This window comes from Streptomyces sp. NBC_01445 (assembly GCF_035918235.1).
Taxonomy (GTDB): Bacteria; Actinomycetota; Actinomycetes; order Streptomycetales; family Streptomycetaceae; genus Streptomyces.
Window position 1 is genome coordinate 4,734,508 of record NZ_CP109485.1, and the last position, 21,526, is coordinate 4,756,033.

Below are 21,526 nucleotides of genomic sequence, written 5' to 3' on the forward strand. Positions count from 1 at the left end.
TCCCGCGCCCCCTGGCCTCCCGGGTACCCCCAGTAGGGTGGGCGCGACAGCACCCCATGAACCGGAGCAAGGAGCAGACGTGAGCGAGTCGGCGTCTAACGACCTGCAGCAGGAGATCGCCCGGGAGCTCCAGGTCGCCGAGACCTTCGAGGCCGAGCGTGAGATCGAACGGCGGGTGGCCTTCCTCACCGAGCGGCTGACCTCCACCGGCCTGCGCTCCCTCGTGCTCGGCATCAGCGGCGGTGTCGACTCCACCACCGCCGGCCGGCTGTGCCAGCTCGCCGTGGAGCGGGCCCGGGCCGCCGGACACGAAGCGCGGTTCTACGCGATGCGGCTGCCCTACGGGATTCAGGCCGACGAGCACGACGCCCAGCTCGCGCTCTCCTTCATCCGGGCCGACCACGTACTGACCGTGGACATCAAGCCCGCCAGCGACGCCGCGATCGAGGCCGCACTGGCCGCCGACGTGAGCTTCCGCGACGAGGGCCACCAGGACTTCGTGCACGGCAACATCAAGGCCCGGCAGCGCATGGTCGCCCAGTACGCGGTGGCCGGCGCGCACAACGGCCTGGTCGTCGGCACCGACCACGCCGCCGAGGCCGTCTCCGGCTTCTTCACGAAGTTCGGCGACGGCGCCGCCGACCTGGTCCCGCTGACCGGCCTGACCAAGCGCCGGGTGCGCGCCGTCGCGGACTCGCTGGGCGCACCCGCCGAGCTGGTGTGGAAGGTCCCCACGGCCGACCTGGAGACCCTCGACCCGGGCAAGGCCGACGAGGACGCGCTCGGGGTCACCTACGACGACATCGACGACTTCCTGGAGGGCAAGCCGGTCGACGGGCGGGCCTTCGAGACGATCGTCCACCGCTACCGCCTCACCGACCACAAGCGCCAACTCCCCATCGCGCCCTAGAAGGCTCTGCTCGCCGGGGATGCAAAGAACCCCCTCCGAACTGCGTTTCCGCAGTTCGGAGGGGGTTCTCCACTATGTGGCGGCGCCAGGATTCGAACCTGGGAAGGCTGAGCCGGCAGATTTGCAGTCCCCACAGGCGAGTGGGTCTGACCTGGCCCTTTTCTGAGGGACTAGCGCGTTGCCCCACGCTGGCCCCGCTAGGGCGTGTCCGGCGCTATGGATGCGGTCGAGGCGATGGCTGATCCGGAGGGCCGGGCTAAGGCGATCTGTGAGGTGCTGGCCTAGATGTCGCCGACGGCGAACTGCTCGATCGTCGCGCCGTAGTCGGTGAGGCCCCCGACCACGCAACGGGCGCCGAGCTCGGTCAGGTTGCTGGTGGTGCGGCCGCTGCCACGTGCGGTGCCTCCCGCGAAGGCGCCGGTGGCGATGGAGCCGCCTTCCAGGGAGAAGGACTGCGTGTCGCCGCGGAACGTCGTCTGGTCGATGACCGTGCGGGTTCCGTCGTTCCAGTAGATCGTCGCCTTGGCGTAGCCGGGCCCGATGGGGCCGGGGCACTGGGCGGGAAGGCTGGCTTGGAATTGGATCGAGCCGCCGGTGATCTTCGGGTGGGATTTGGATGTGCAGTTGCCCATGTCGCCATTGGCGGACAGCTGCAACGTCTTCTTGGCGAAGGTGATGCCGGGGTTGTACTGCACGCTGAGGGCGCCGCCATTGCAGACGACATGGCCGATGTCGGCCGGGGCTGCGGCCGATGCCTGGCCGAGGGGGGACAGAGCGATCGCCGCGGCGGCAACAGCCGCCGACATGAGGGGACTACGCACGTGAGGGCCTCGTTCCAACTAGCTGGATGGGGCGAACACGGGAAGCGAATCCGATTTCGCATGGGCCAGCCCGCGCCGCACCATCGGGCCGTCACAACGCCACCCGACCGGAGCACGCACCGCAACCGTGCAGGTCAGGCGCCCGGCAGCGAGGCCGGGCACCTGCTTCCACTTCGGCGGTCGCCAGCCCTGGCTCGGCGACCGCGCCGCTCAGTCAATTTCCACGATGAGCGGTACGCCCCCGCGTCAGGCCCAGTTCGCACATGCGGCCTGATCGCACAGGTACTCAGTATCGAGCTAAGCCGATAGACCGGTTAGTGACCCACGAGTGGTGTGACTAGAGGACGGCGACGGTGAACGTGACGTCAACCGGCTGGTGGTTGTCGCTGTAGACGCTGGTTACCGAGATGATGTCGGTGCCGCGGGGGCAGCCAGTCACACCGTATCCGGCAGTCCGCACGGTGACGCTGGCGCCGCCGTTGTTGGCTGTGGCGAGGATCGCCGCATTCTGCAGGTCGTCGATGTCCGGGTCCGACACCTTGAGGCAGTACGTCCCTACCTTGGGGTGCGTTACCTCGGAGATGTTCTTGGCTGCCAGGAGCGTGCCGGGCTCGTGGACCATCGCGGCCGCGCGGGCGTAGGGGGCGTACATGTCGGCCGGTACCGCGTTCGCCGTGCCGGCCAGGACGGGAACCGACACCAGGGCGGCGACCGTGACGGCGATGGCGCGACTGCGCCTGGTGATGCTGTGAGACATGGGAGTACTTCCTTCTTGTCGGCTGCGTTGCCCCGGAGGTTGCCGGGGAGCGGCCAGGTTGCCCTGGGACGGGCGGTCCCCGGGTCCCTGCTGTTCGGACGGGATGATCAGGGGACGAGGAGCATGAAGGGCACGTCGACGTAACTGCCGCTGGCGGTGCCGATGTAGACGGTCACCGTGTCGTCCGCGTTCGAGCACTCGGGGGACGGGGTGGTGCGCACCAGCGCAGCTGCAAAGGGCGAGCTGCCCGCAGCTACCAGGGTCACGACCGGGGTGCTGCGACTGACGTCGATCTTCGTGGCGTCGTCGAAGGTCACGCAGTACAGGCCGACACCGGGTTTGGTGACTGACTTGATTCCCTTGGACTGGGCGCGGGTTCCGTCCGCGTTGATCTGAGCGGATGCCTGCGCGTAGCTTGGCCTTGATGGGTGAATCGTCCGCGATGGCCACACCCCCGAGGACTCCTGCGGACACGAGGGCCACCGCTACGGCTGTCCCGATGACTCCCCGGCGGGTCCTGGCGGTCTTGATCATGATTTCCTTCCCTGACTGGGCGTGATCGCCATGGCGACAGGATCACTGTCTGTGTATATATGGATACAGACAGTGACTAGCAGCCGGCGGGCAAATCACTCACCCAAAGAGATCAAGAACGGCCCTTTCCGGGAGGAAGGTCAACGGCAGCTGCACCGGCGCCTGCCCCCACTGCCGGCCTGACACCGAGCTAGGCATTCAGGACTGAGAGAAGCCTGGCCGGAAGGAAGGGATGGAGACCGGGCGGGGCTCCGCGGAAATCCTCCGAGGCCAACACCCGTACCGCATGCACGCACCGGCCATTCGGGTGACCATGGACGCATGGCGACGGCGCCGATAGTCGTGCACCCGCCGCTCGGCACGGGCGGCCGGCGGGTAACCGCGCGCGGACAGATCCTCGGCCTCGCCTACTCAGATGGGGACGTCATCGAGTTCCTGCGCCGCGCGGGCCTGCCGGACGGGGAGGACCTGCTTGAGGATCCGTCGTGGGTGAAGTGGCACGGCGGCCGGGCGCACCACTACGAGGCTGCATAAGAGGCAGCGCGCTGGAACCAACCGGTACGCGTGGGAGAGATCGTTTCCTGCCATGGGGCGTCCACGGTGGGCACCTGGGGCCGATGCGCTCCGCGAACGCCGTACGCCCCGGCGTCGACATCAAGTCTCGTATGTCCTACACCCGTTGGCTCGGCATCGGCACCGGCACCGGCACCGGCACCATGGCGCCCCTGCCGCTGGCCGTCCTGGCCCTGGTCGAGAGGGAAGAGACCACCGCCCCCGCCCGGGGGGAGGTGGTCTCTTCCCTCCCCAGGCGCGCGACATGGGATGGGGCCGTGGCCACCGGCTGCCGCCACACAGAGAAGTACGTCCGCACCGGCCTCGAACGCGGACTGGCCCTGGTGAGGTCCCGTCCCGAATCCGGCGCGGCCTCGCAGGCGTTCGGGGTGGCCCAGTTCCTCGCCAAGCAGCACGCCCAGTGCCCCGGCCCCTGCGGCCTGGACGCGCTCGGGCAAGAGGTCATCGCCGCGGCTGTCTCCGTTGGGGTCCCCGAGCCGTATGCGGCCCGCGCGATCGGCAACGGGCTCAACGCCGATGCGGGGAGGGCAGCATGAGCCCTCACCCCCGCTCCCCGCGTGCCGCCGAGCGACGGCACCTGCGGCTGGTCGTGGGCGACCGAGAGGGCGTCGCCGAAGGCGTCCCCATTGCTGTTCGCCCTGACCCGCAGACGAACGACGGATACCAGCCCCGGTCCGTTCTGCACGTCGTGGCGCCCCCGGACTGGCACGTGGCCCCGTCAGCCCACTCGTGGTGCTCCTGCGGCCGTGAACGCCAAGCCATCGGCCGCGCCGCCGTACTGCGCCTCGTGGCCGCCCACAACGAACACCGCGACACCTGCCCGCAGCTCGCCACCACCAGGGAAGGAGGCAAGGCCGTATGAGCATCCCCAACGACATGAGCCCCGACCTGTGGGAGGGGCTCGATCACATCGCCCCCGAGCAGATCACCGGACCCGCGTGGGACGAACCCGTCCCGCTCAAGGCCCGCCCGCCCCTGCCCGCCTTCCCCGTCGACACCCTCCCGCCTGGCTCGGGGACATGGTTCGAGGCGTCGCCGAGGAAACCCAGACCCCCATCGACCTCGCCGGATGCCTCGCCCTCGCGGTCATCGCCACCGCCGCCGGCGGGCGCGTGAAGGTCTGCGTGCGCGGCCACTGGCGCGAGCCAGTGAACATCTACACCGCCGTGGCTCTGGACCCCGGAAACCGCAAGAGCGCCGTGTTCGACCTCATGGTGCGCCCCCTGCTCGACGCCGAGAAGGCACTCATCGAGCTGTCCGGGCCCGTGCGGGCCGAGGCCGAGACCCTGGCCCGCCTCGCCAAAGCAGCCGCAGAGAAGGCCGCACAGAAAGCCGGAGCGGCCGAGCCAGGGTGCTCGCCTTCCAGAAGGTCACCGAGGCCCGACTGGGGCAGGACGGAAGCTTCGCTCCGATCGTCAAATGGGCGTCCAAGCGGGACGGGGCCGTGGCACGGATCGCGGGCCTGCAACCCCCTCCCAAGAGGTTCTGTCAGGTTTTAGTTCAGTTCTGTCAAAGATCCCGACCCGTCCATACATGCAGGTCAGAGGCCATGCGTCGAGGTTCTGTCAGTCCGCCTTCTACCGCATGCGCGCCCGCGGCCAAGCCCCCCGCCTCCAGAGGCTGCCCAACGGGCACCTCCGTGTCAGCCGAGACGACCTCGATGCCTGGTGGGCTGCCTGCGAGCAGCGCGCTGCCTGACATCGCCCTTTGAGCCCGCCCCGGATCTCCGGGGCGGGCCCTTTTGATTTTGGAGAAGCATGGGCACGACGTACGACGTCCGCATCTGGGCTGTCCGGCAGCACAAAGACCGTAAGCAAGCCTCAGCAGAGCTGCGTTGGAGGACAGGCGACACTCCGCACTCTCAGACGTTCCAGACCAAGACACTGGCCGAAGGCCGCCGCGCCGAACTTCTTCGCGCGGTGCACGCTGGCGAGCCGTTCGATGAGGGAACGGGCGTACCGGTCAAGGAGCTTCGGGACCGCAACGACGTGAGCTGGTATCAGCATGCCCTCGACTACATCGCGATGAAGTGGCCCCACTCCCCCGGGTCGACCCGCCGCACGCTCGCAGAAGCGATGGCCACCGTCACCCCTGTGCTCGTGAAAGACACCAAGAGCATGACCGATGCCAGGACAGTGCGCGCAGCCTTGTACGGCTAGGCTTTCAACATGAACCGCCGCGGCGAGGAACCCCCCGCCGACGTGGCCAAGGTGCTCGACTGGTTCGAGCGGAAGTCACTCCCCAGATCGGCGCTGTCCGACCGGATGCGCGTACGGACAGCACTCGATGCGCTCACCAAGAAGCTGGACGGTACGACGGCCGCTGCGAGCACCATTCGCCGGAAGCGGGCCATCTTCCACAACGCCCTTGGCTACGCGGTCGACGCCGATCGCCTCGCCGCCAATCCGCTACCCCAGGTCCGGTGGAAGGCACCCGAGCAGGTCTCGGACGAGGTGGATCCCGCCTGTGTGCCGAGACCGCGCCAAACGGCGACACTGCTCAGTGCCGTGCGTGCACAGGGCCCGAGGGCGCCGCATGGTCGCCTTCTTCGGATGCATGTACTTCGCGGCGGCACGGCCGGCGGAGGCGATCGGGCTCCGCTTGGCAGACTGTGACCTCCCACGCCGTGGATGGGGCACGCTGCGGCTGCGCGAGACGCGCCCCCGCTCTGGGTCCGCGTGGACCGACACGGGCGAGTCTCACGACAGGCGGGGACTGAAGCACCGGCCGCGCAAGGCGGTCCGAGTGGTCCCCATCCCCCCGGACCTGGTCGCGCTGCTCCGCTGGCACGTCACGGCGTACGGGGTGTCACCCGACGGCCGTCTGTTCCGCACGCTGAGAGGCGGCATCATCCAGGACACCGGCTACGGCGATGTGTGGGCCGAGGCTCGCCGGCGGGCGCTCTCTCCAGCGCAGTACGTGTCTACGCTGGCCAAGCGCCAATACGACCTTCGTCATGCCGCCGTGTCGACATGGCTGAGTTCCGGAGCCTAGCCACAGGCGGTCGCGCAGAGAGCGGGGCACAGCGTGGCCGTCCTGTTCCGCGTCTACGCGAAGTGCCTGGACGGTGCGGAGGCCACAGCCAACGCTCGGATCGAGGCCGCGTTGAAGGGCTAGTGCCGCATCAGGCAACGTTCGCCCTGGTGAGGAACCAAGCCAACACAGCCACGCCGATGGGCAACGCAACAAGGTAGCCGACGAGGATACCGACGCCCGGATCAGCCAGCGCAGGAAAGACCCAGTTCACTGCTGCAGCCACGAGCAGTCTCACCGTTGCCAGCGCAAGGAGAGCGGCGACAACAGCAAGCCGACGCGGCGGACCCGCCCCGCGATACAACTCAGCCGCAGGCCCGATCGCGATCAGGCCCGTCACGAGGAGGACGAAACCAGTGTCGGGCAGCCACCCGAACGGCCACCCCACCAGAGCGACCAACCCGGAGACAGCGAGGCCGCCCAGCTCCAGCGCGACGGTGGCCACTACCGGGTGGTCCCACGAGGGGCCTCGGATCGAGCCGCTCCCACTGTCCTTCTCATCGGCCACGTCGTCAGAGTAGCCATCGACAGGGCGAACGTTGCCTGATGCGGCACTAGTAGCAGCCCATGGGGCGCCCCACAGGTGCCCCACACGCACTGGTCAGCACGCGACACAGGGTGAGACACAGTGGGGCAATACGCCTAAAGCGGATCTGCCGTCCGAGGAAACGACGAGAGGGCCCGTTCCCAGCGTATTTGCTGGTCACGGACCCTCTCGGTCGTGTGGCGGCGCCAGGATTCGAACCTGGGAAGGCTGAGCCGGCAGATTTACAGTCTGCTCCCTTTGGCCGCTCGGGCACACCGCCATGGGTTTGCTGCTTTGGATCTCCGCTGTGGGGCGGTGCTCCGTGGCAACGACGTAAACGATACCTGATGGACGGGGGTGCTTCGCCACCCGATTGATCGGTACTCGGGGGCGGGGTGATGGCTAGGCTTTGCGGATGCGGCCCAGGGAGCCAGGGCCGTGGATGACGCATCCAGACGCAAGCCGTTTCACAACCCGATACAAGGAGCCACAGGACATGGCCGACTCCAGTTTCGACATCGTCTCGAAGGTCGAGCGGCAGGAGGTCGACAACGCCCTCAACCAGGCCGCCAAGGAGATCTCGCAGCGCTACGACTTCAAGAACGTCGGCGCCTCGATCTCGTGGTCCGGCGAGAAGATCCTGATGGAGGCGAACTCCGAGGACCGCGTCAACGCGATCCTCGACGTCTTCCAGACCAAGCTGGTCAAGCGCGGGATCTCGCTGAAGGCGCTGGACGCTGGAGAGCCGCAGCTCTCCGGCAAGGAGTACAAGATCTTCGCCTCCATCGAGGAGGGCATCTCGCAGGACAACGCCAAGAAGGTCGCGAAGCTCATCCGTGACGAGGGCCCCAAGGGCGTCAAGGCGCAGGTCCAGGGCGAGGAGCTGCGGGTCAGCTCGAAGAGCCGCGACGACCTCCAGGCCGTGCAGGCGCTGGTCAAGGGCCACGACTTCGACTTCGCGCTGCAGTTCGTGAACTACCGGTAGGAACAGCGGGTCAGGACAGCGGGTTACCGCAACTGTCGCCGAAGCAGGCGCAATCGCCCTGACGTGACGGTCTGCCGCCGCTCCCGGTGCGAGGCCGGTGGGACTGGAGTCCCACCGGCCACAAGGCACTCCAGGTTGTTGCGGCGGCAGAACCCACGCGGTCAGCGCAGGTTCCACCCTCGAAGTCCGGTGAGGGACCCCCGGCATGCGCTCCCGGCTACCGTGATGCGAACGGCTGGTCCGTACGGACGATTTCGCGGCCGAGCGGCATCAGGGAGACCGGGATCAGCTTGAAGTTGGCGATGCCCAGGGGGATGCCGATGATCGTGATGCACTGCGCGATGCCCGTCACGATGTGGGCGAGGCAGAGCCACCAGCCGGCCAGGATCAGCCACAGCACGTTCCCGATACAGGACGGGGCGCCCGCGTCGTGGCGCTCGACCGTCGTATAGCCGAACGGCCACAGCGCGTACACGCCGATCCTGAACGCCGCGATGCCGAACGGGATTCCAATGATCGTGATGCAGAGGATCAGGCCCGCGAGCAGGTAGCCGAGGAACAGCCAGAAGCCGCTCAGCACTAGCCAAATGATGTTGAGGATTGTCTTCACGAGTGACGACCTGCCATCTGCTCGAGCCGGGCGATGCGCTCCGCCATCGGCGGATGCGTGGAGAACATCTTGGACATGCCCTGCCCGGGGCGGAAAGGGTTCGCAATCATCATGTGGCTTGCGGTCTCGATCCGCGGCTCCGGGGGGAGCGGCAACTGCTTGGTGCCCGCGTCGAGTTTGCGCAGGGCGCTCGCCAGAGCCAGCGGGTCGCCGGTGAGCTGGGCGCCCGACGCGTCCGCCTCGTACTCCCTGGAGCGGCTGATGGCGAGCTGGATGACCGTGGCCGCGAGCGGGCCCAGGATCATGATCATCAACATGCCGAGCAGGCCCGGACCGTCGTCGTCGCTCGACCGGCCGATGGGGATCAGCCAGGCGAAGTTGACCAGGAACATGATCACCGAGGCGAGGGCGCCGGCGACGGACGAGATCAGGATGTCGCGGTTGTAGACATGGCTCAGCTCGTGCCCGATGACACCGCGCAGCTCGCGCTCGTCGAGGATCCGCAGGATGCCTTCGGTGCAGCACACCGCGGCGTTACGGGGATTGCGCCCCGTCGCGAAGGCGTTGGGGGCTTCCGTCGGCGAAATGTACAGCCGGGGCATCGGCTGGCGGGCCTGCGTCGACAGCTCGCGGACCATGCGGTAGAGCGCGGGGGCCTCGAACTCGCTCACGGGGCGCGCACGCATCGCGCGCAGGGCCAGCTTGTCGCTGTTCCAGTACGCGTACGCGTTCGTCGCGAGGGCGATGCCGAGGCCCACGATCAGCCCCGTACGACCGAAGAAGCTGCCGATGACGATGATGAGGGCGGACAGTCCCCCGAGGAGTACGGCGGTCTTCAGCCCGTTGTGCCGGCGGTGCACGGTACGCCCTCCATGTGGTGCGGCAGGGGAACCCTCTGCTTGCTGGTGCTGGGTGCTTCCACGGTCCAGTGGACCCTCCTGTACTGGTCAACGCCAGACGAGGAGGACGAGTTCCCTTGTGCGCGCGGAGGGCGAGGAGGGCGCGTGTAGGCCGTACGGGTGGGGGGTGGCCCGCCGGCCAGGGTCAGCGCTGTTCGGGGAGCCCGGCGAGCGCGAGGGCCTCGGGGTCGGCCTTGAGCTCGCTGGTGCAGTGGGAGCAGCGGGTGGCGATCGCGGGGATCTGGCTGAAACAGCGCGGGCAGTCGCGCAGGGCGGCCTTGATGTCGACCGGCTTGCCGCGGTCGAGGCGGGCCTGGAACTTCATCATCGGGACGACGACGAGGAAGTAGAGCACCGCCGCCGTGATCACGAAGGCGATCGCCGCGGCGACGAACTTGCCGTACGGGAAGTCCGTGCCCTCGACCTGGAAGTGCGCCTTGCTGAAGTCGCCGGTCGAGCTCGTCGCGAGGCCGATGAGCGGGGCGATGAACGCCGTGCTGAAGCCCGTGACGACGGCGGTGAAGGCGGAACCGACGGCGAGGCCGATCGCCATGGTCACGATGTTCCCGCGAAGGATGAAGTCCTTGAACCCGCTCAGCACGGCAGTGTCTCCCTGGTGTACGACGTTTGGGGGGTCGCTATGAGGGTGCCTAGAAGAGGCCCGTCGAGGCAAAACGGAGCACCATCTGAGGTGCGCCCGACAGGGCGACCCCGATGACGGCGGTGAGCCCGATCGCCGCGGTGAGCGGGGCCGGGATCCGCTGTAGCGCCTGCTCGCCCTCGGCGGGGCGGAACAGGGTCGCCGTCCACTGAAGGTAGTAGTAGAGCGCGATCACGACGTTGACGGCCATGACGACGGCGAGCCAGCCGAGGCCCGCGTCGACGGCCGCCGAGAAGACGGTGACCTTCGCGAAGAGGCCGATGATGCCGGGCGGCAGGCCCGCGAGGCAGAGCAGGAAGAAGCCGAGGACCAGGGCGGCCAGCGGCCTTGACCGGTACAGGCCGCGGTAGTCGCTGATGCGGTTCAGGGGCTTCGTACGGGCGACGAGTGCGGCCACGGCGAAGGCGCCGAGGTTCACGGCGGCGTACATGAGGGCGTACGCGACGGTGGAGCCGATGGCCTTGTCGGCGTCCTTGGAGTAGGCGGCCGCCGCGATCGGGACGAGGAGGTAGCCGGCCTGGCCCACCGAGGACCAGGCGAGCAGGCGTACCGCGCTGTACGCGCGCGTGGCCTGCTGGCGCAGGGCCGCCACGTTGCCCACGGTCATGGTGAGCGCGGCGAGCGCGGCGAGCGCCGGACCCCACACATCGGCGTAGGACGGGAAGGCGACGACGGTGACGAGGATGATCCCGGAGAAGCCGACCGCCTTGCCGATCACCGACAAGTAGGCGGCGATCGGGAGAGGGGCTCCTACGTAGGTGTCGGGCACCCAGAAGTGGAAGGGGACGGCGGCGGTCTTGAAGGCGAAGCCGACGAGGGTGAGGGCGACGCCCGCCTGAGCCAGGGTGTGGAACTGCCCGTCGACCTGCGTCAGGGCGGTGGCGATCCTCGTGAGGTGCAGGGTGCCCGTCGTCGCGTAGACGAAGCTCACGCCCAGGAGGGTGACCGCGGTCGCCGTGACCGAGGACAGGAAGAACTTCAGGGCAGCTTCGGAGGAGCGCCGGTCGTCACGCTTGATGCCGACGAGGGCGAACGCCGGCAGGGACGCCACTTCCAGGGCGACGACGAGGGTGGCCAGGTCGCGTGAGGCGGGCAGCAGGGCGGCGCCCGCGGCGGAGGACAGGAGCAGGAACCAGAACTCCCCCTCGGGGAGCGGCGCCTTGGCTGGCGTGTTCTTCGCGTCCTTGATGCCGGTGATGGACAGCAGCGCGGTCAGCAGGGCGCCGGCCAGGACGAGGAACTGGATGACGAGCGTGAAGTGGTCGGCCGTGTAGCTGCACGCGGCCTGCTCGCCCTTGAGCGTCTTGAGGCAGAAGGTCGAGCGGTCGCCGTCCAGGAGCGGCAGCAGCGCGAGCGCGGCGGCGGCCAGACCCGCGACGGAGACCCAGCCGAGCAGCGCCTTCCTGCGCTCGCCGAGGAACAGGTCCGCGACGAGCACCACGAGGCCGACGACCGCCGCGATGGTGGGCGGCGCGATCGCGAGCCAGTCGACGGACTGGACGAGGGACGCCACGGACGGCGCGGCGACGGCGGTCACTGGATGCCTCCTGCGAGGAGCTTCTGCACGGCCGGGTCGGTGAGGCCGATCAGGGCCGCGGGCCAGAGCCCGCCGACGACGGTGAGGGCGACGAGCGGGGTCCAGGCGGCGAACTCGTAGCCCTGGACGTCGGCCAGCTTCGGCGCCTCGGCCTCGTGCGGGCCCATGCAGACGCGGCGGACGACGGCGAGCATGTACGCGGCGGTGAGCAGGGTGCCGAACGCGGCGATCGCCATGAACGTGAGGAACGCGGGGCGGCTCAGGCCGGCGGCCGGCTTGAACGCTCCGAACAGGGCGAGCATCTCGCCCCAGAACCCGGCGAGGCCCGGCAGCCCGAGGGACGCGACGGCGGCGAAGGCGAGGAGGCCGCCGAGGCGGGGCGCCTTGCCGTAGAGCGCCATGCCGCCCTGCTGGGCGAGTGTGTCCAGGTCCGTGCTGCCCGTGCGGTCCTTGAGGGCGCCGACGAGGAAGAACAGCAGGCCGGTGATGAGGCCGTGGGCGATGTTCGCGAAGAGCGCGCCGTTGACGCCGGTCGGGGACATCGTCGAGATGCCTAGCAGGACGAAGCCCATGTGCCCGACGGACGAGTACGCGATGAGGCGCTTGAGGTCGCCCTTGGCGCCGGGCCGTGCGAGGGCCAGGCAGGCCAGGGACCCGTAGATGATCCCGACGACGGCGAACGCGGCGAGGTACGGCGCGAAGGTGCGCATGCCGTCGGGTGTGATCGGCAGCAGGATCCGCACGAATCCGTACGTGCCCATCTTCAGCAGCACGCCGGCGAGGAGGACCGAGCCGACGGTGGGCGCGGCGGTGTGGGCGTCCGGCAGCCAGCTGTGCAGCGGCCACATCGGCGTCTTGACCGCGAGCCCGATCCCGATCGCCAGAACGGCGGTGACCTGCACGGACGTGCTCAGGCCCCGGCCGTTGTCAGAGGCGAGTGCCACCATGTCGAATGTGCCGGACTTGAGTCCGATGAGGAGGAGGCCGAGCAGCATCACGACGGAGCCGAGGAGCGTGAAGAGGATGAACTTCCAGGCAGCCTTGGCCCGTTGCTCACCGCCCCAGCGGGCGATGAGGAAGTACATCGGGATGAGGACCATCTCGAAGGCGAGGAAGAACAGCAGCAGATCGAGCACGGCGAAGGTCGCGAGGGTGCCGGACTCGAGGACGAGGATCAGCGCGACAAATGCCTTGGGGGACGGGCCTGTCGGCATTTTGAAATAGCTGTACAGCGCGCAGAGGAAGGTCAGCAGCGCGGTCAGGACCAGGAGGGGGAGCGAGATGCCGTCGATGCCGAGGTGGATGCGCACGTCGAGTGCGGGGATCCAGCTGATGTCGGTCGTGGCCTGCATCTTTGACGGGTGGTCATGGTCGAAGCCCAGCGCGAGGACGATCGCGGCGATGAGGATCACGCCGGTCACGGTCACGCCGTGGCGGAGCACGGCCTGGTCCGGGGACTTTCCCTTCAGCCCGGGCGGGGCCGGGAGAAGAGCGGCGGCGGCGCCGATGAGCGGGCCGGCGACGATCAGTGCGAGAAGGAACTGCATCACGGATTCGCTGATATCGATCACGGCTGCTCACGCTCCGGCGGTGGCGACGAGGACGACGGCGATCGCCAGGACGACGGTCCCTGCGAGCAGGGCGCTGAGATAGGTCTGCACGTTGCCGGTCTGGGCGCGGCGGACGGCCCGGCCCAGCCAGTTGGGTACGGCGGCGGCGCCGCGGACATAGGTCTCGACGACCTCGCGGTCGAGGAAGCGGACCAGTGAGGCCGCGGCCAGGACGGGCCGGACGAACAGGACCGCGTAGACGGCGTCCAGGTGGAAGCCGGTGGCCGCGTGGCGGTGCAGCGGGCCGAGCAGGAGACGGCCCGGGTCCGCCGGGTCGGGGGCGTAGGCGATGTCCCCGTACGCGGCCGTGTGGGTGGCGATGGCCTCGGCCTCGACGAGGCCGCCGTCCGCGTCGGGGTGGGCGGCGACGGCGCCGAGCGGGACACGGGCGGCGAGGGCCGTGGTGTGGCGCCAGGCCGCGTAGGTGACGATCCCGCCGACGAGGGCGACGCCCGTGCCGAGGACGGACGTGGTGAGGGTCGGGGTCAGCGAGCGGCCGTCGAACCAGTCGGGCAGGACGCCCACGGTGAGGCCGAAGGCGAGCGAGGGGATCGCCAGGACCCACAGGACGGCGTTCATCGCGACGGGCTGCCTGCCGTGGTCCGGGGCCTCGGCTCCGTGGCCGCGGAAGGCCAGGAGCCACAGGCGCGTGGCGTACGCGGCGGTGAGCAGGGCCGTGAGGAGGCCGGACACGAGGACGATCCAGCCCGCGGAGGACGGGATCGCCTCGGCGTGGCCGGTGGCCGCGTGCTCGGCGGAGCCGAGGACGGCCTCCTTGGAGAAGAAGCCGCTGAACGGCGGGATCGCGGCGAGCGCGAGGAGCGCCACGGTCATCGTCCAGTAGGCGTCGGGGACGCGGTCGCGCAGGTCCTTCATGCGGGACATGGCGGCGAGCGAGTTCGTGCCGGCGGCGTGGATGACCACGCCCGCCCCGAGGAACAGCAGCGCCTTGAAGGCGCCGTGCGACAGGAGGTGGAAGACGGCGGCGCCGCGGTCGCCGACGGCGAGGGCGCCGGTCATGTAGCCGAGCTGACCGATCGTCGAGTACGCGAGGACGCGCTTGATGTCGTCCTGCGCGAGGGCGGCGAGCGCCGAGCCGGTCATCGTGACGGCGGCCATGACGGCGAGGACGACCAGGGCGGCGCCGGAGGCGGCGAAGACGGGGAGGAGCCTGGCGACGAAGTAGACACCGGCGGCGACCATCGTCGCGGCGTGGATCAGCGCGGAGACCGGCGTGGGGCCGGCCATCGCGTCGGGCAGCCAGGTGTGCAGTGGGAACTGCGCGGACTTGCCCGCCACACCGGCGAGGAGCAGCAGGGCGATCAGCGTGGGGTGGTCGAGGCCGCCGCTCGCGACGGCACCGAGCACCGTCGTGATGCGGAAGGACCCGGCGTCCACGGCGAGCGCGAACAGGCCGATCAGGAAGGGGACGTCGCCGAGCTTGGTGACCAGGAACGCCTTGAGGGAGGCGGCGCGCGCCTCCGGGGTCTCCCAGTAGTGACCGACGAGGAAGTACGAGCAGATGCCCATGACTTCCCAGCCGACGAGCAGCACCATCAGGTCGCCCGAGTAGACGACGAGGAGCATCGCGGAGGTGAAGAGCGAGACGAGCGCGGCGTACGAGGGGTAGCGCGGGTCGTCGCGCAGGTAGGCCGTCGAGTAGATCTGCACGCACGACGCGACGACGCAGACCAGTACGGCGACGAGCGCGGCGAAACCGTCGATGTGCAGGGCGAGCTCGATGGGAACCGAGCCCGTCGGGGTGAGTTCGGTGGCCGAGTCGATGCTCCGGCCGCCGCCCTGGCGCACGGCGACGAGGACGGCGAGGGCGAGCGCCGCGAGGGTCGGCAGTACGGCGAGGGGCCGTACGAAGCCGGGGGCGGTGCGGCCCAGGAGCAGTCCCGCCGCGGCGGCGAGGAACGGGAGGAGGGGGACGAGTACGGCGAGGGTCGTGGTGGTCACGCGGTGGCCTCGGCCTTCTCGTCCGTCGCGGCCCCGGCGCCGGCGTCCGCTGCGGATCCGTCCGGTGCAGAGCCGTCGGGTCCGCCGTCGTCCGGGGACTCGGCGGTGTCGCGGAGCTTGTCGATGTCGGAGGTGCCGCGGCCGCGGTACACGGCGAGCACGATCGCCAGACCGATGCCGATCTCTGCGGCGGCGATGGCGATGGTGAAGAGGGTCAGCGCCTGGCCGGAGTGGAGGGTGTCGCGGGCCGCCTTGCTGAGCCAGACGTCGAAGGCGACGAGGTTGAGATTGACGGCGTTGAGCATCAGCTCGACGGACATCAGAACCAGGATCGCGTTGCGGCGGGCCAGCACTCCGTACAGGCCCGTGCAGAAGAGCAGGGAGGAAAGGACGGCGGGATAGGCGAGGTGCATCAGCGGTTCCCCTCCCGGGCCTTGGAGTTCATGTCCTGTGCCTTGGCGGTCTTGCGGGAGAGGACGATCGCGCCGACGAGGGCCGCGAGGAGCAGGACCGAGAGGGCCTCGAAGGGGAGCACCCAGTGCTGGAAGAGGATCGATCCGGTCACCGCGGTGGTGCCCTGGGGAGCGCCGTCGAGGTCGACCCACGTGGTGCGGAAGGCGTCCACGACGACCCAGACGAGGGCGGCGGCCGCGGCGACGGCGACCGTCAGCGCGGCCCACCGGTTGCCCGAGTCGGCGTCCGGGGAGCGGCCGATGGGCGCCCGCGTGAGCATCAGCCCGAACAGAAGGAGGACGACGACGGAGCCGACGTAGATGAGGACCTGCATCCAGGCGATGAACTCGGCGGTGAGCAGCAGGTATTCGACGGCGAGGCCGCCGAGGGCGACGACCAGCCACAGGGCCGCGTGCACGAGCTGCTTGGTGGTGACGGTGACGATCGCGGCGCCGAAGGTGACCAGGCCGACGAGGAGGAACGCGATCTCGACGCCGGTCGGCGAGAGGAAGCCGTGGGTCTGCGTGGCCGCGGTGGCGGCCGCTGCGATGAGGCTCACGCGGGTCCCTCCTCTCCGGGGGCGGGTTCGTCGGGGGCGGGTTCCTCAGAGGCGGAGGCGGGTGCTTCCGAGGCCGGTGCCTGGGCGGCTGCGGCCTGAGCGGCGGCCAGCTTGTCGGCGGCCTTGCGGGCGGCGGCGAGTTCCTTGGGTTCCTCGGCCGCCGGGTCGAGCGCGGGCGGGGCCGGGACCGTCCACATCCACTCGCGCAGCCGGTCGCGCTCGTGGGTGAGTTCGTGGATGTCCGTCTCCGCGTACTCGAACTCCGGGGACCAGAACAGCGCGTCGAAAGGACACACCTCGATGCAGATACCGCAGTACATGCACAGGGCGAAGTCGATGGCGAAGCGGTCGAGGACGTTGCGGCTGCGCTCGCGGCCGCCCTCGACGGCGGCCGGCACCGTCTCCTTGTGGGAGTCGATGTAGATGCACCAGTCGGGACACTCGCGGGCGCACAGCATGCAGACCGTGCAGTTCTCCTCGAACAGGCCGATGACGCCACGGGTGCGGGGCGGCAGTTCGGGCTGGACGTCCGGGTACTGCTCGGTGACGGTCTTACGCGTCATCGTGCGGAGGGTGACGGCGAGGCCCTTGGCGAGACCTGCGCCTGGGATCGGAGCCACTAGTTGATCGCCACCTTCACGATTCCGGTGAGCGCGATCTGCGCGAGTGCGAGGGGGACGAGGAGGGTCCAGGAGAGCTTCTGAAGCTGGTCCTCGCGGAGACGGGGGTAGGTGACGCGCAGCCAGATCACGACGAACGCGAGGACGGCCGTCTTCAGCAGCGTCCAGACCCAGCCGAGGCCGTCGGCGCCCCACGGCCCGTGCCAGCCGCCCAGGAACAGGACGGTGGTGAGGCCGCACAGGACGACGATCCCGGCGTACTCGGCGAGCAGGAACAGGGCGAAGCGCAGGCCCGTGTACTCGGTGTACGCGCCGAAGATGATCTCGGAGTCGGCGACCGGCATGTCGAAGGGCGGGCGCTGGAGTTCGGCGAGGCCCGCCACGAAGAAGACGAGGGCGCCGACGATCTGCCACGGCACCCACCACCACTCGAACGCCTCGATGATGCCGGGCAGCGAGACGGTGCCGGCGGCCATCGCGACCGAAGCGGCGGCGAGCAGCATCGGCAGTTCGTAGGCGAGGAGCTGAGCGGCGGTGCGCAGGCCGCCCAAAAGGGAGAACTTGTTGGCCGATGCCCAGCCCGCCATGAGCGAGCCGAGCACTCCGACGCCCATGACGGCGAGCACGAAGAAGATGCCGGCGTCGACGACCTGGCCGACCGCGCCCTCGCTCGGGCCCACGGGGATGGCCAGCAGGACGAGGAGGTACGGCAGGAGGGCGACAGCGGGCGCGAGCTGGAAGATGCGGCGGTCCGCGTCGGCGGGAACGATGTCTTCCTTCTGCGCGAACTTCACGCCGTCGGCGACGAGCTGGGCCCACCCGTGGAAGCCGCCCGCGTACATGGGGCCGAGGCGGCCCTGCATGTGCGCCATCACCTTGTGCTCGGTCTGGCCGACGACAAGGGGCAGGACGAGGAAGGCGACGAAGACGACGATGAGCCGCAGAGCGACGTCGAGCACGTCGTTCACTCCGTTCCTCCTGAGGGGGTTTCGGGGGTGTCGGGGGTGGCGTCGGGGGTTTCTTCGGCATCCGGGGTTTCGGGGGTGGCCGGTGCCTCCGGTGCCGTCTCCGGGGTGGCCGGTGCCTCAGGCGTGGGCTCCTCCGGGGCGGCCGGTGCCTCAGGCGTGGGCTCCTCCGGGGCGGCCGGTGCCTCAGGCGTGGGCTCCTCCGGGGCGGCCGGTGCCTCAGGCGTGGGCTCCTCCGGCGCGGCCGGTTTCGGCTCGTCGAAGGCCGGGCGGGCGTGGTGCCAGGGCGCGTCGCCGGTGGCGCCGGGCTTGCCCGCGGCGTCCGGCTTGGGCGCGGCAGGGGTCTCAGGCGCCGCAGGGGCCCCAGGAGTTGCAGGTGTCTCAGGAGTTGCCGGCGTCTGCGAAGCCGACCCCTGCGACGCACTCCGCGAACGCCTCGGCGGCGCGGCAGCCGCCGCATCCGTGCCCGGCGTGGCGGCCTGACTGGCCGACCCCTCCCCCGCCGTGCGCGTCCGCCGCACCGGACGGTCGCCCGCCGCGCGGCCCGCGCCACGGGCCGGACGGGCCGGGGCGGGCGGAAGCTGGCCCTTCAGCGGACCCCACTCGTTCGGATCCGGAACACCCGGCGGCAGCATCTGCCGCCGCTTCGGCCCACCGTGCCCCGCACCCGCCGCGGGCTCACCCGGCTCCTTGGCCCCCGGCCACGCTTTCACGACGCGCGCCGCAAGCACGAAGTCCTTGCGCAGCGGGTGGCCCTCGAAGCCGTCGGGAAGGAGGAGCGGCACCAGGTGCGGGTGGCCCTCGAAGCGGACGCCGAACATTTCGTGCGTCTCGCGCTCGTGCCAGCCGGCGCCCGCGTACACGTCGACCGCGGTGGCCAGGACGGGGGCGTCGTGCGGCACGGTGGTGCGCAGGAGCAGGCGGCGTACGGGAGACAGGGCGACGACGTGCGCGCAGACGTAAAAGCCCGTGCCGGGCTCGTCGACCGCGCTCAGCCAGTCGAAGTAGGTGCAGCCCAGCGTGGTGCGGGCCGTTTCGAGGGCGGCGATCCAAGTGTCCGCGGGAACGTCGACGGTGAGGACCTCGTACGACTCCTCGGCCGTGGCGTCCGGGCCGAAGAGCTCCTCGACGGGTCGGGGCAGCCAGCCGGTCACCGCTCACCCTCCCCGGATTCGTCGCGCGTGGGGACCGGCGGCTTCACGAGACCGCTGCTGAGCGCGGCCGCCGAAGGCCGCCCGGCCGCCGTGTCAGCCGAGGCGTACCGCTCGCCCAGCGACTCGCGCGCGATCTTCTCCTGAAGCTTCAGAATCCCCTGGAGCAGCGCTTCCGGCCGGGGCGGGCACCCGGGCACGTACACGTCGACCGGAATGATCTGGTCGACGCCCTTGGTGACCGAGTACGAGTCCCAGTACGGGCCGCCGCAGTTGGAGCAGGCGCCGAACGAGATGACGTACTTGGGCTCGGGCATCTGCTCGTACAGGCGCTTCACGGCCGGGGCCATCTTGTCCGTGACCGTGCCGGAGACGACCATCAGGTCGGCCTGGCGCGGGCCCGGCGCGAAGGGGATGACGCCGAGGCGGATGAAGTCGTGCCGCGCCATGGACGCCGCGATGAACTCGATGGCGCAGCAGGCCAGGCCGAAGTTGAAGACCCAGAGCGAGTAGCGGCGGCCCCAGTTGAGGACCACCTTCATCGGCTCGGGGGCCAGGCGGGACAGCACGCCCAGCTTCTTCGGGCTGACGGGATCCGGCAGGAGCACGGGCTCCGAGGGGGTCACGTCCATGTGAGGACGCCCTTCTTGTATGCGTACAGCAGGCCCACGGCGAGGAAGCCGAGGAAGATGAACATCTCCACGAGCGTCGCCGCGCCGAACTGCGGATCGGCGAAGACGGTCGCCCACGGGAAGAGGAAGATCGAGTCGACGGCGAAGATCACGTAGAGGAATGCGTAGACGTAGTAGCGGACCTGGGTGTGGGCCCAGCCGTCGCCGACGGGGTCGACGCCGCACTCGTACGTCAGGAGTTTCTCGGGGGTCGGCACCACCGGCCGCAGCAGCCGTCCCGCGCCGAAGGCGACGGCCACGAACAGGACGCCCACGACGGCGAGCACGCCGACGACGGAGTACGTCTGGAAGTAGTCCGCGGCGATCATGGTCGGTTCCGGCACGTCCGCCCCTCGCTCCGTGGTGTTCGACGATCTGTACGCACGGGAGTCTAGGGCCTGTTAAAGAGACGGTAAGCAGGCGTCCAGGGTTGAGGTGGGGTTATCCCCCGTCGGGTCCGGCAGCCCGCCTCATGGCGCCCCGGCGCCGCGCCGGGCACGCTGTCGCATATGACCGCTCGCATCGTCACCACAGAGCCGGACGCGGACCGCCCGCCGGCCCCGCGCTTCGCCTTCGGCCGGCACACCTGGAAGGAGATCGCGTATCTCCTCAGCAATCTGCCGGTCGCCGTGCTCGGCTTCACGTATGTCGTGACGATGCTGGCCATCGGCGTCGGCCTGGCCGTGACGGTGATCGGCCTGCCCGTGCTCGCGGCCGGTCTGCTCGGCGCGCGTCAGCTCGGGAAGGCGGAGCGCGGGCGGGCCCGCGCGCTGCTCGGGCTGCGCATCGAGGAGCCGAGCCCGCTGCCGCGCAGGCGCGACGAGGGCTTCTTCGGCCGGCTGTGGTCCGGCCTCAAGGACCCGGTGGGCTGGCGGGCGATGCTGTACGAGTTCATACGGCTGCCGTGGGGCGTGCTCACGTTCGCGATCACACTGACCGGGCTCTTCGTGCTGTGGCCGGTGCTTCCGTTCATCGTGCGGGGGCTGACCAACGCGGACCGGGCGATGGCGCGGGCGCTCCTGTCACCCTCGGACGAGCTGGAGCGGCGGATCGCCGAGCTGGAGTCGGACCGCGGCGTCGTCGTCGACACGGCCGCCGCCGACCTGCGCCGCATCGAGCGCGACCTGCACGACGGCGCGCAGGCCCGCCTGGTCAATCTCGCGATGGGCCTCGGCCTCGCGAAGGAGAAGCTGCTCGAGGACCCGGACGCCGCTGCCGCCATGGTCGACGAGGCACACGGCGAGGTGAAGCTGGCACTCCAGGAGCTGCGCGATCTGGCCCGCGGCATCCACCCGGCCATCCTGACCGACCGCGGCCTGGACGCGGCCCTGTCCTCCGTGGCCTCGCGCTGCACGGTCCCGGTGAAGGTCACGGCCGACCTGCCTACGCGGCCCGCCGCGGCGATCGAGGGCATCGCGTACTTCACGGTGTCCGAGCTGCTCCAGAACGTCAGCAAGCACAGCAGGGCGCGGTCGGCCTCGGTCGACGTGTGGCGCTCCGGGGACCGGCTGCTGATCCAGGTGGGGGACGACGGGCACGGCGGCGCGAGCCTCGACAAGGGCACGGGCATGTCGGGCCTCGCGGACCGGCTCGGCGCGGTGGACGGTCTGTTCGTCGTGGACTCGCCGGAGGGCGGCCCGACGACGGTGACCGCCGAGCTGCCCTGGCGCGACCGCACGCCTGCCTGAG

At 69.9% G+C, this 21,526-nt stretch carries 25 protein-coding genes, 1 tRNA gene and 2 pseudogenes; 10 read left to right on the forward strand and 18 right to left on the reverse strand.

The genetic code is table 11. The annotated features are described in order from the left end of the window. Nucleotides 1-79 precede the first annotated feature (79 nt). Nucleotides 80-910 (forward strand): ammonia-dependent NAD(+) synthetase, encoded by an 831-nt coding sequence (gene nadE / locus OG574_RS21535; protein WP_326774543.1) that lies wholly within the window; start codon nucleotides 80-82, stop codon nucleotides 908-910. A gap of 281 nt (nucleotides 911-1,191) precedes the next feature. Here nadE and OG574_RS21540 read toward each other — a convergent pair whose 3' ends face one another. The 3 genes from OG574_RS21540 to OG574_RS21550 all read right to left on the reverse strand — a co-directional run bounded on the left by OG574_RS21540 (nucleotide 1,192) and on the right by OG574_RS21550 (nucleotide 2,805). After that, nucleotides 1,192-1,731, reverse strand: coding sequence for a hypothetical protein (locus tag OG574_RS21540; RefSeq protein ID WP_326774544.1), 540 nt, complete (start codon nucleotides 1,729-1,731; stop codon nucleotides 1,192-1,194). Between the two features lie 337 nt (nucleotides 1,732-2,068). After that, nucleotides 2,069-2,488, reverse strand: a complete 420-nt coding sequence (locus OG574_RS21545) for a hypothetical protein (RefSeq protein WP_326774546.1) — start codon at nucleotides 2,486-2,488, stop codon at nucleotides 2,069-2,071. A 107-nt stretch (nucleotides 2,489-2,595) separates the two neighbouring features. Then, on the reverse strand, nucleotides 2,596-2,805 hold the full coding sequence (locus tag OG574_RS21550) for a hypothetical protein (RefSeq protein WP_326774547.1): 210 nt from the start codon (nucleotides 2,803-2,805) through the stop codon (nucleotides 2,596-2,598). A 538-nt stretch (nucleotides 2,806-3,343) separates the two neighbouring features. On the opposite strand from OG574_RS21550, the gene OG574_RS21555 reads away from it, so the two are divergent. From OG574_RS21555 to OG574_RS21580, 7 genes and pseudogenes are all read left to right on the forward strand, one after another. Next, nucleotides 3,344-3,556, forward strand: coding sequence for a hypothetical protein (locus OG574_RS21555; RefSeq protein WP_326774548.1), 213 nt, complete (start codon nucleotides 3,344-3,346; stop codon nucleotides 3,554-3,556). A gap of 56 nt (nucleotides 3,557-3,612) precedes the next feature. Further along, nucleotides 3,613-4,131: pseudogene (locus tag OG574_RS21560) on the forward strand (DNA primase); the annotation flags it as partial. Further along, entirely contained in the window at nucleotides 4,128-4,457 is a 330-nt protein-coding gene (locus OG574_RS21565) for a hypothetical protein (protein ID WP_326774549.1), read from the forward strand. The pseudogene OG574_RS21560 and the gene OG574_RS21565, both read left to right, overlap by 4 nt. Then, nucleotides 4,454-4,711 carry a hypothetical protein gene (locus tag OG574_RS52770; RefSeq protein ID WP_442816957.1) on the forward strand — a complete coding sequence of 86 codons (258 nt, stop codon included), beginning with the start codon at nucleotides 4,454-4,456 and terminating at the stop codon, nucleotides 4,709-4,711. Before OG574_RS21565 ends, OG574_RS52770 begins: the two co-directional genes overlap by 4 nt. Beyond that, entirely contained in the window at nucleotides 4,615-5,094 is a 480-nt protein-coding gene (locus tag OG574_RS21570) for a DUF3987 domain-containing protein (RefSeq protein ID WP_442816840.1), read from the forward strand. Before OG574_RS52770 ends, OG574_RS21570 begins: the two co-directional genes overlap by 97 nt. A 34-nt stretch (nucleotides 5,095-5,128) precedes the next feature. Then, nucleotides 5,129-5,293, forward strand: a complete 165-nt coding sequence (locus OG574_RS21575) for a helix-turn-helix transcriptional regulator (RefSeq protein ID WP_442816841.1) — start codon at nucleotides 5,129-5,131, stop codon at nucleotides 5,291-5,293. Nucleotides 5,294-5,352: 59 nt separating this feature from the next. Next, a pseudogene (locus OG574_RS21580) lies at nucleotides 5,353-6,712 on the forward strand (tyrosine-type recombinase/integrase). A gap of 7 nt (nucleotides 6,713-6,719) precedes the next feature. On the opposite strand, the gene OG574_RS21585 reads toward OG574_RS21580, so the two are convergent. Both OG574_RS21585 and OG574_RS21590 read right to left on the reverse strand, forming a co-directional pair. Next, a complete protein-coding gene (locus OG574_RS21585; RefSeq protein WP_326774550.1) occupies nucleotides 6,720-7,136 on the reverse strand; it encodes a hypothetical protein in 417 nt (138 codons plus the stop codon). A gap of 216 nt (nucleotides 7,137-7,352) precedes the next feature. Further along, nucleotides 7,353-7,434: transfer RNA gene (locus OG574_RS21590), tRNA-Tyr, on the reverse strand. A 216-nt stretch (nucleotides 7,435-7,650) separates the two neighbouring features. Between OG574_RS21590 and OG574_RS21595 the strand changes: the two genes are divergently transcribed. Next, the gene (locus OG574_RS21595; protein ID WP_100598068.1) at nucleotides 7,651-8,139 is read left to right on the forward strand and encodes a YajQ family cyclic di-GMP-binding protein; all 489 of its coding nucleotides are present in this window, start codon (nucleotides 7,651-7,653) and stop codon (nucleotides 8,137-8,139) included. 217 nt (nucleotides 8,140-8,356) lie between these two features. On the opposite strand, the gene OG574_RS21600 is transcribed toward OG574_RS21595, so the two are convergent. From OG574_RS21600 to OG574_RS21660, 13 genes are all read right to left on the reverse strand, one after another. Continuing rightward, the gene (locus OG574_RS21600; protein ID WP_100598067.1) at nucleotides 8,357-8,749 is read right to left on the reverse strand and encodes a YccF domain-containing protein; all 393 of its coding nucleotides are present in this window, start codon (nucleotides 8,747-8,749) and stop codon (nucleotides 8,357-8,359) included. Further along, on the reverse strand, nucleotides 8,746-9,609 hold the full coding sequence (gene htpX, locus OG574_RS21605) for a zinc metalloprotease HtpX (protein WP_100598066.1): 864 nt from the start codon (nucleotides 9,607-9,609) through the stop codon (nucleotides 8,746-8,748). The genes OG574_RS21600 and htpX overlap by 4 nt, the downstream gene beginning before the upstream one ends. A gap of 184 nt (nucleotides 9,610-9,793) precedes the next feature. Further along, nucleotides 9,794-10,249 (reverse strand): MscL family protein, encoded by a 456-nt coding sequence (locus tag OG574_RS21610; RefSeq protein WP_326774551.1) that lies wholly within the window; start codon nucleotides 10,247-10,249, stop codon nucleotides 9,794-9,796. Nucleotides 10,250-10,298: 49 nt separating this feature from the next. Then, on the reverse strand, nucleotides 10,299-11,846 hold the full coding sequence (locus OG574_RS21615) for an NADH-quinone oxidoreductase subunit N (protein ID WP_326774552.1): 1,548 nt from the start codon (nucleotides 11,844-11,846) through the stop codon (nucleotides 10,299-10,301). Further along, nucleotides 11,843-13,417 (reverse strand): complex I subunit 4 family protein, encoded by a 1,575-nt coding sequence (locus OG574_RS21620; protein WP_326774553.1) that lies wholly within the window; start codon nucleotides 13,415-13,417, stop codon nucleotides 11,843-11,845. Before OG574_RS21620 ends, OG574_RS21615 begins: the two co-directional genes overlap by 4 nt. Before the next feature lie 6 nt (nucleotides 13,418-13,423). Beyond that, nucleotides 13,424-15,418: an NADH-quinone oxidoreductase subunit 5 family protein gene (locus OG574_RS21625; RefSeq protein WP_326774554.1), complete on the reverse strand. Its 1,995-nt coding sequence runs from the start codon at nucleotides 15,416-15,418 to the stop codon at nucleotides 13,424-13,426. After that, nucleotides 15,415-15,831, reverse strand: coding sequence for an NADH-quinone oxidoreductase subunit NuoK (nuoK, locus tag OG574_RS21630; protein ID WP_100598061.1), 417 nt, complete (start codon nucleotides 15,829-15,831; stop codon nucleotides 15,415-15,417). Before nuoK ends, OG574_RS21625 begins: the two co-directional genes overlap by 4 nt. Then, entirely contained in the window at nucleotides 15,831-16,430 is a 600-nt protein-coding gene (locus OG574_RS21635) for an NADH-quinone oxidoreductase subunit J family protein (protein WP_326774555.1), read from the reverse strand. Before OG574_RS21635 ends, nuoK begins: the two co-directional genes overlap by 1 nt. Continuing rightward, the gene (locus tag OG574_RS21640; RefSeq protein ID WP_100598059.1) at nucleotides 16,427-17,050 is read right to left on the reverse strand and encodes a NuoI/complex I 23 kDa subunit family protein; all 624 of its coding nucleotides are present in this window, start codon (nucleotides 17,048-17,050) and stop codon (nucleotides 16,427-16,429) included. The genes OG574_RS21635 and OG574_RS21640 overlap by 4 nt, the downstream gene beginning before the upstream one ends. Beyond that, nucleotides 17,050-18,018 carry a complex I subunit 1/NuoH family protein gene (locus OG574_RS21645; protein WP_326774556.1) on the reverse strand — a complete coding sequence of 323 codons (969 nt, stop codon included), beginning with the start codon at nucleotides 18,016-18,018 and terminating at the stop codon, nucleotides 17,050-17,052. The genes OG574_RS21640 and OG574_RS21645 overlap by 1 nt, the downstream gene beginning before the upstream one ends. Next, entirely contained in the window at nucleotides 18,015-19,169 is a 1,155-nt protein-coding gene (locus tag OG574_RS21650; RefSeq protein WP_326774557.1) for an NADH-quinone oxidoreductase subunit C, read from the reverse strand. Before OG574_RS21650 ends, OG574_RS21645 begins: the two co-directional genes overlap by 4 nt. Next, nucleotides 19,166-19,798, reverse strand: coding sequence for an NADH-quinone oxidoreductase subunit B (locus OG574_RS21655; RefSeq protein ID WP_326774558.1), 633 nt, complete (start codon nucleotides 19,796-19,798; stop codon nucleotides 19,166-19,168). The genes OG574_RS21650 and OG574_RS21655 overlap by 4 nt, the downstream gene beginning before the upstream one ends. Further along, on the reverse strand, nucleotides 19,789-20,166 hold the full coding sequence (locus OG574_RS21660) for an NADH-quinone oxidoreductase subunit A (RefSeq protein WP_326778570.1): 378 nt from the start codon (nucleotides 20,164-20,166) through the stop codon (nucleotides 19,789-19,791). The genes OG574_RS21655 and OG574_RS21660 overlap by 10 nt, the downstream gene beginning before the upstream one ends. Nucleotides 20,167-20,346: 180 nt before the next feature. Here OG574_RS21660 and OG574_RS21665 point away from each other — a divergent pair, with 180 nt between their 5' ends. Next, a complete protein-coding gene (locus OG574_RS21665; protein ID WP_326774559.1) occupies nucleotides 20,347-21,525 on the forward strand; it encodes a sensor histidine kinase in 1,179 nt (392 codons plus the stop codon). Nucleotide 21,526 lies beyond the last annotated feature (1 nt).

Coding starts and splice junctions, on each gene's coding strand:
- OG574_RS21545 (WP_326774546.1), bottom strand. CDS start 2,488: ATGTCTCACAGCATCACCAGGCGCAGTCGCGCCATCGCCGTCACGGTC.
- OG574_RS21565 (WP_326774549.1), top strand. CDS start 4,128: ATGAGCCCTCACCCCCGCTCCCCGCGTGCCGCCGAGCGACGGCACCTG.
- OG574_RS21555 (WP_326774548.1), top strand. CDS start 3,344: ATGGCGACGGCGCCGATAGTCGTGCACCCGCCGCTCGGCACGGGCGGC.
- OG574_RS21665 (WP_326774559.1), top strand. CDS start 20,347: ATGACCGCTCGCATCGTCACCACAGAGCCGGACGCGGACCGCCCGCCG.
- OG574_RS21570 (WP_442816840.1), top strand. CDS start 4,615: ATGGTTCGAGGCGTCGCCGAGGAAACCCAGACCCCCATCGACCTCGCC.
- OG574_RS21575 (WP_442816841.1), top strand. CDS start 5,129: ATGCAGGTCAGAGGCCATGCGTCGAGGTTCTGTCAGTCCGCCTTCTAC.
- OG574_RS21595 (WP_100598068.1), top strand. CDS start 7,651: ATGGCCGACTCCAGTTTCGACATCGTCTCGAAGGTCGAGCGGCAGGAG.
- OG574_RS52770 (WP_442816957.1), top strand. CDS start 4,454: ATGAGCATCCCCAACGACATGAGCCCCGACCTGTGGGAGGGGCTCGAT.
- OG574_RS21655 (WP_326774558.1), bottom strand. CDS start 19,798: ATGGACGTGACCCCCTCGGAGCCCGTGCTCCTGCCGGATCCCGTCAGC.
- nuoK (WP_100598061.1), bottom strand. CDS start 15,831: ATGCACCTCGCCTATCCCGCCGTCCTTTCCTCCCTGCTCTTCTGCACG.
- OG574_RS21660 (WP_326778570.1), bottom strand. CDS start 20,166: ATGATCGCCGCGGACTACTTCCAGACGTACTCCGTCGTCGGCGTGCTC.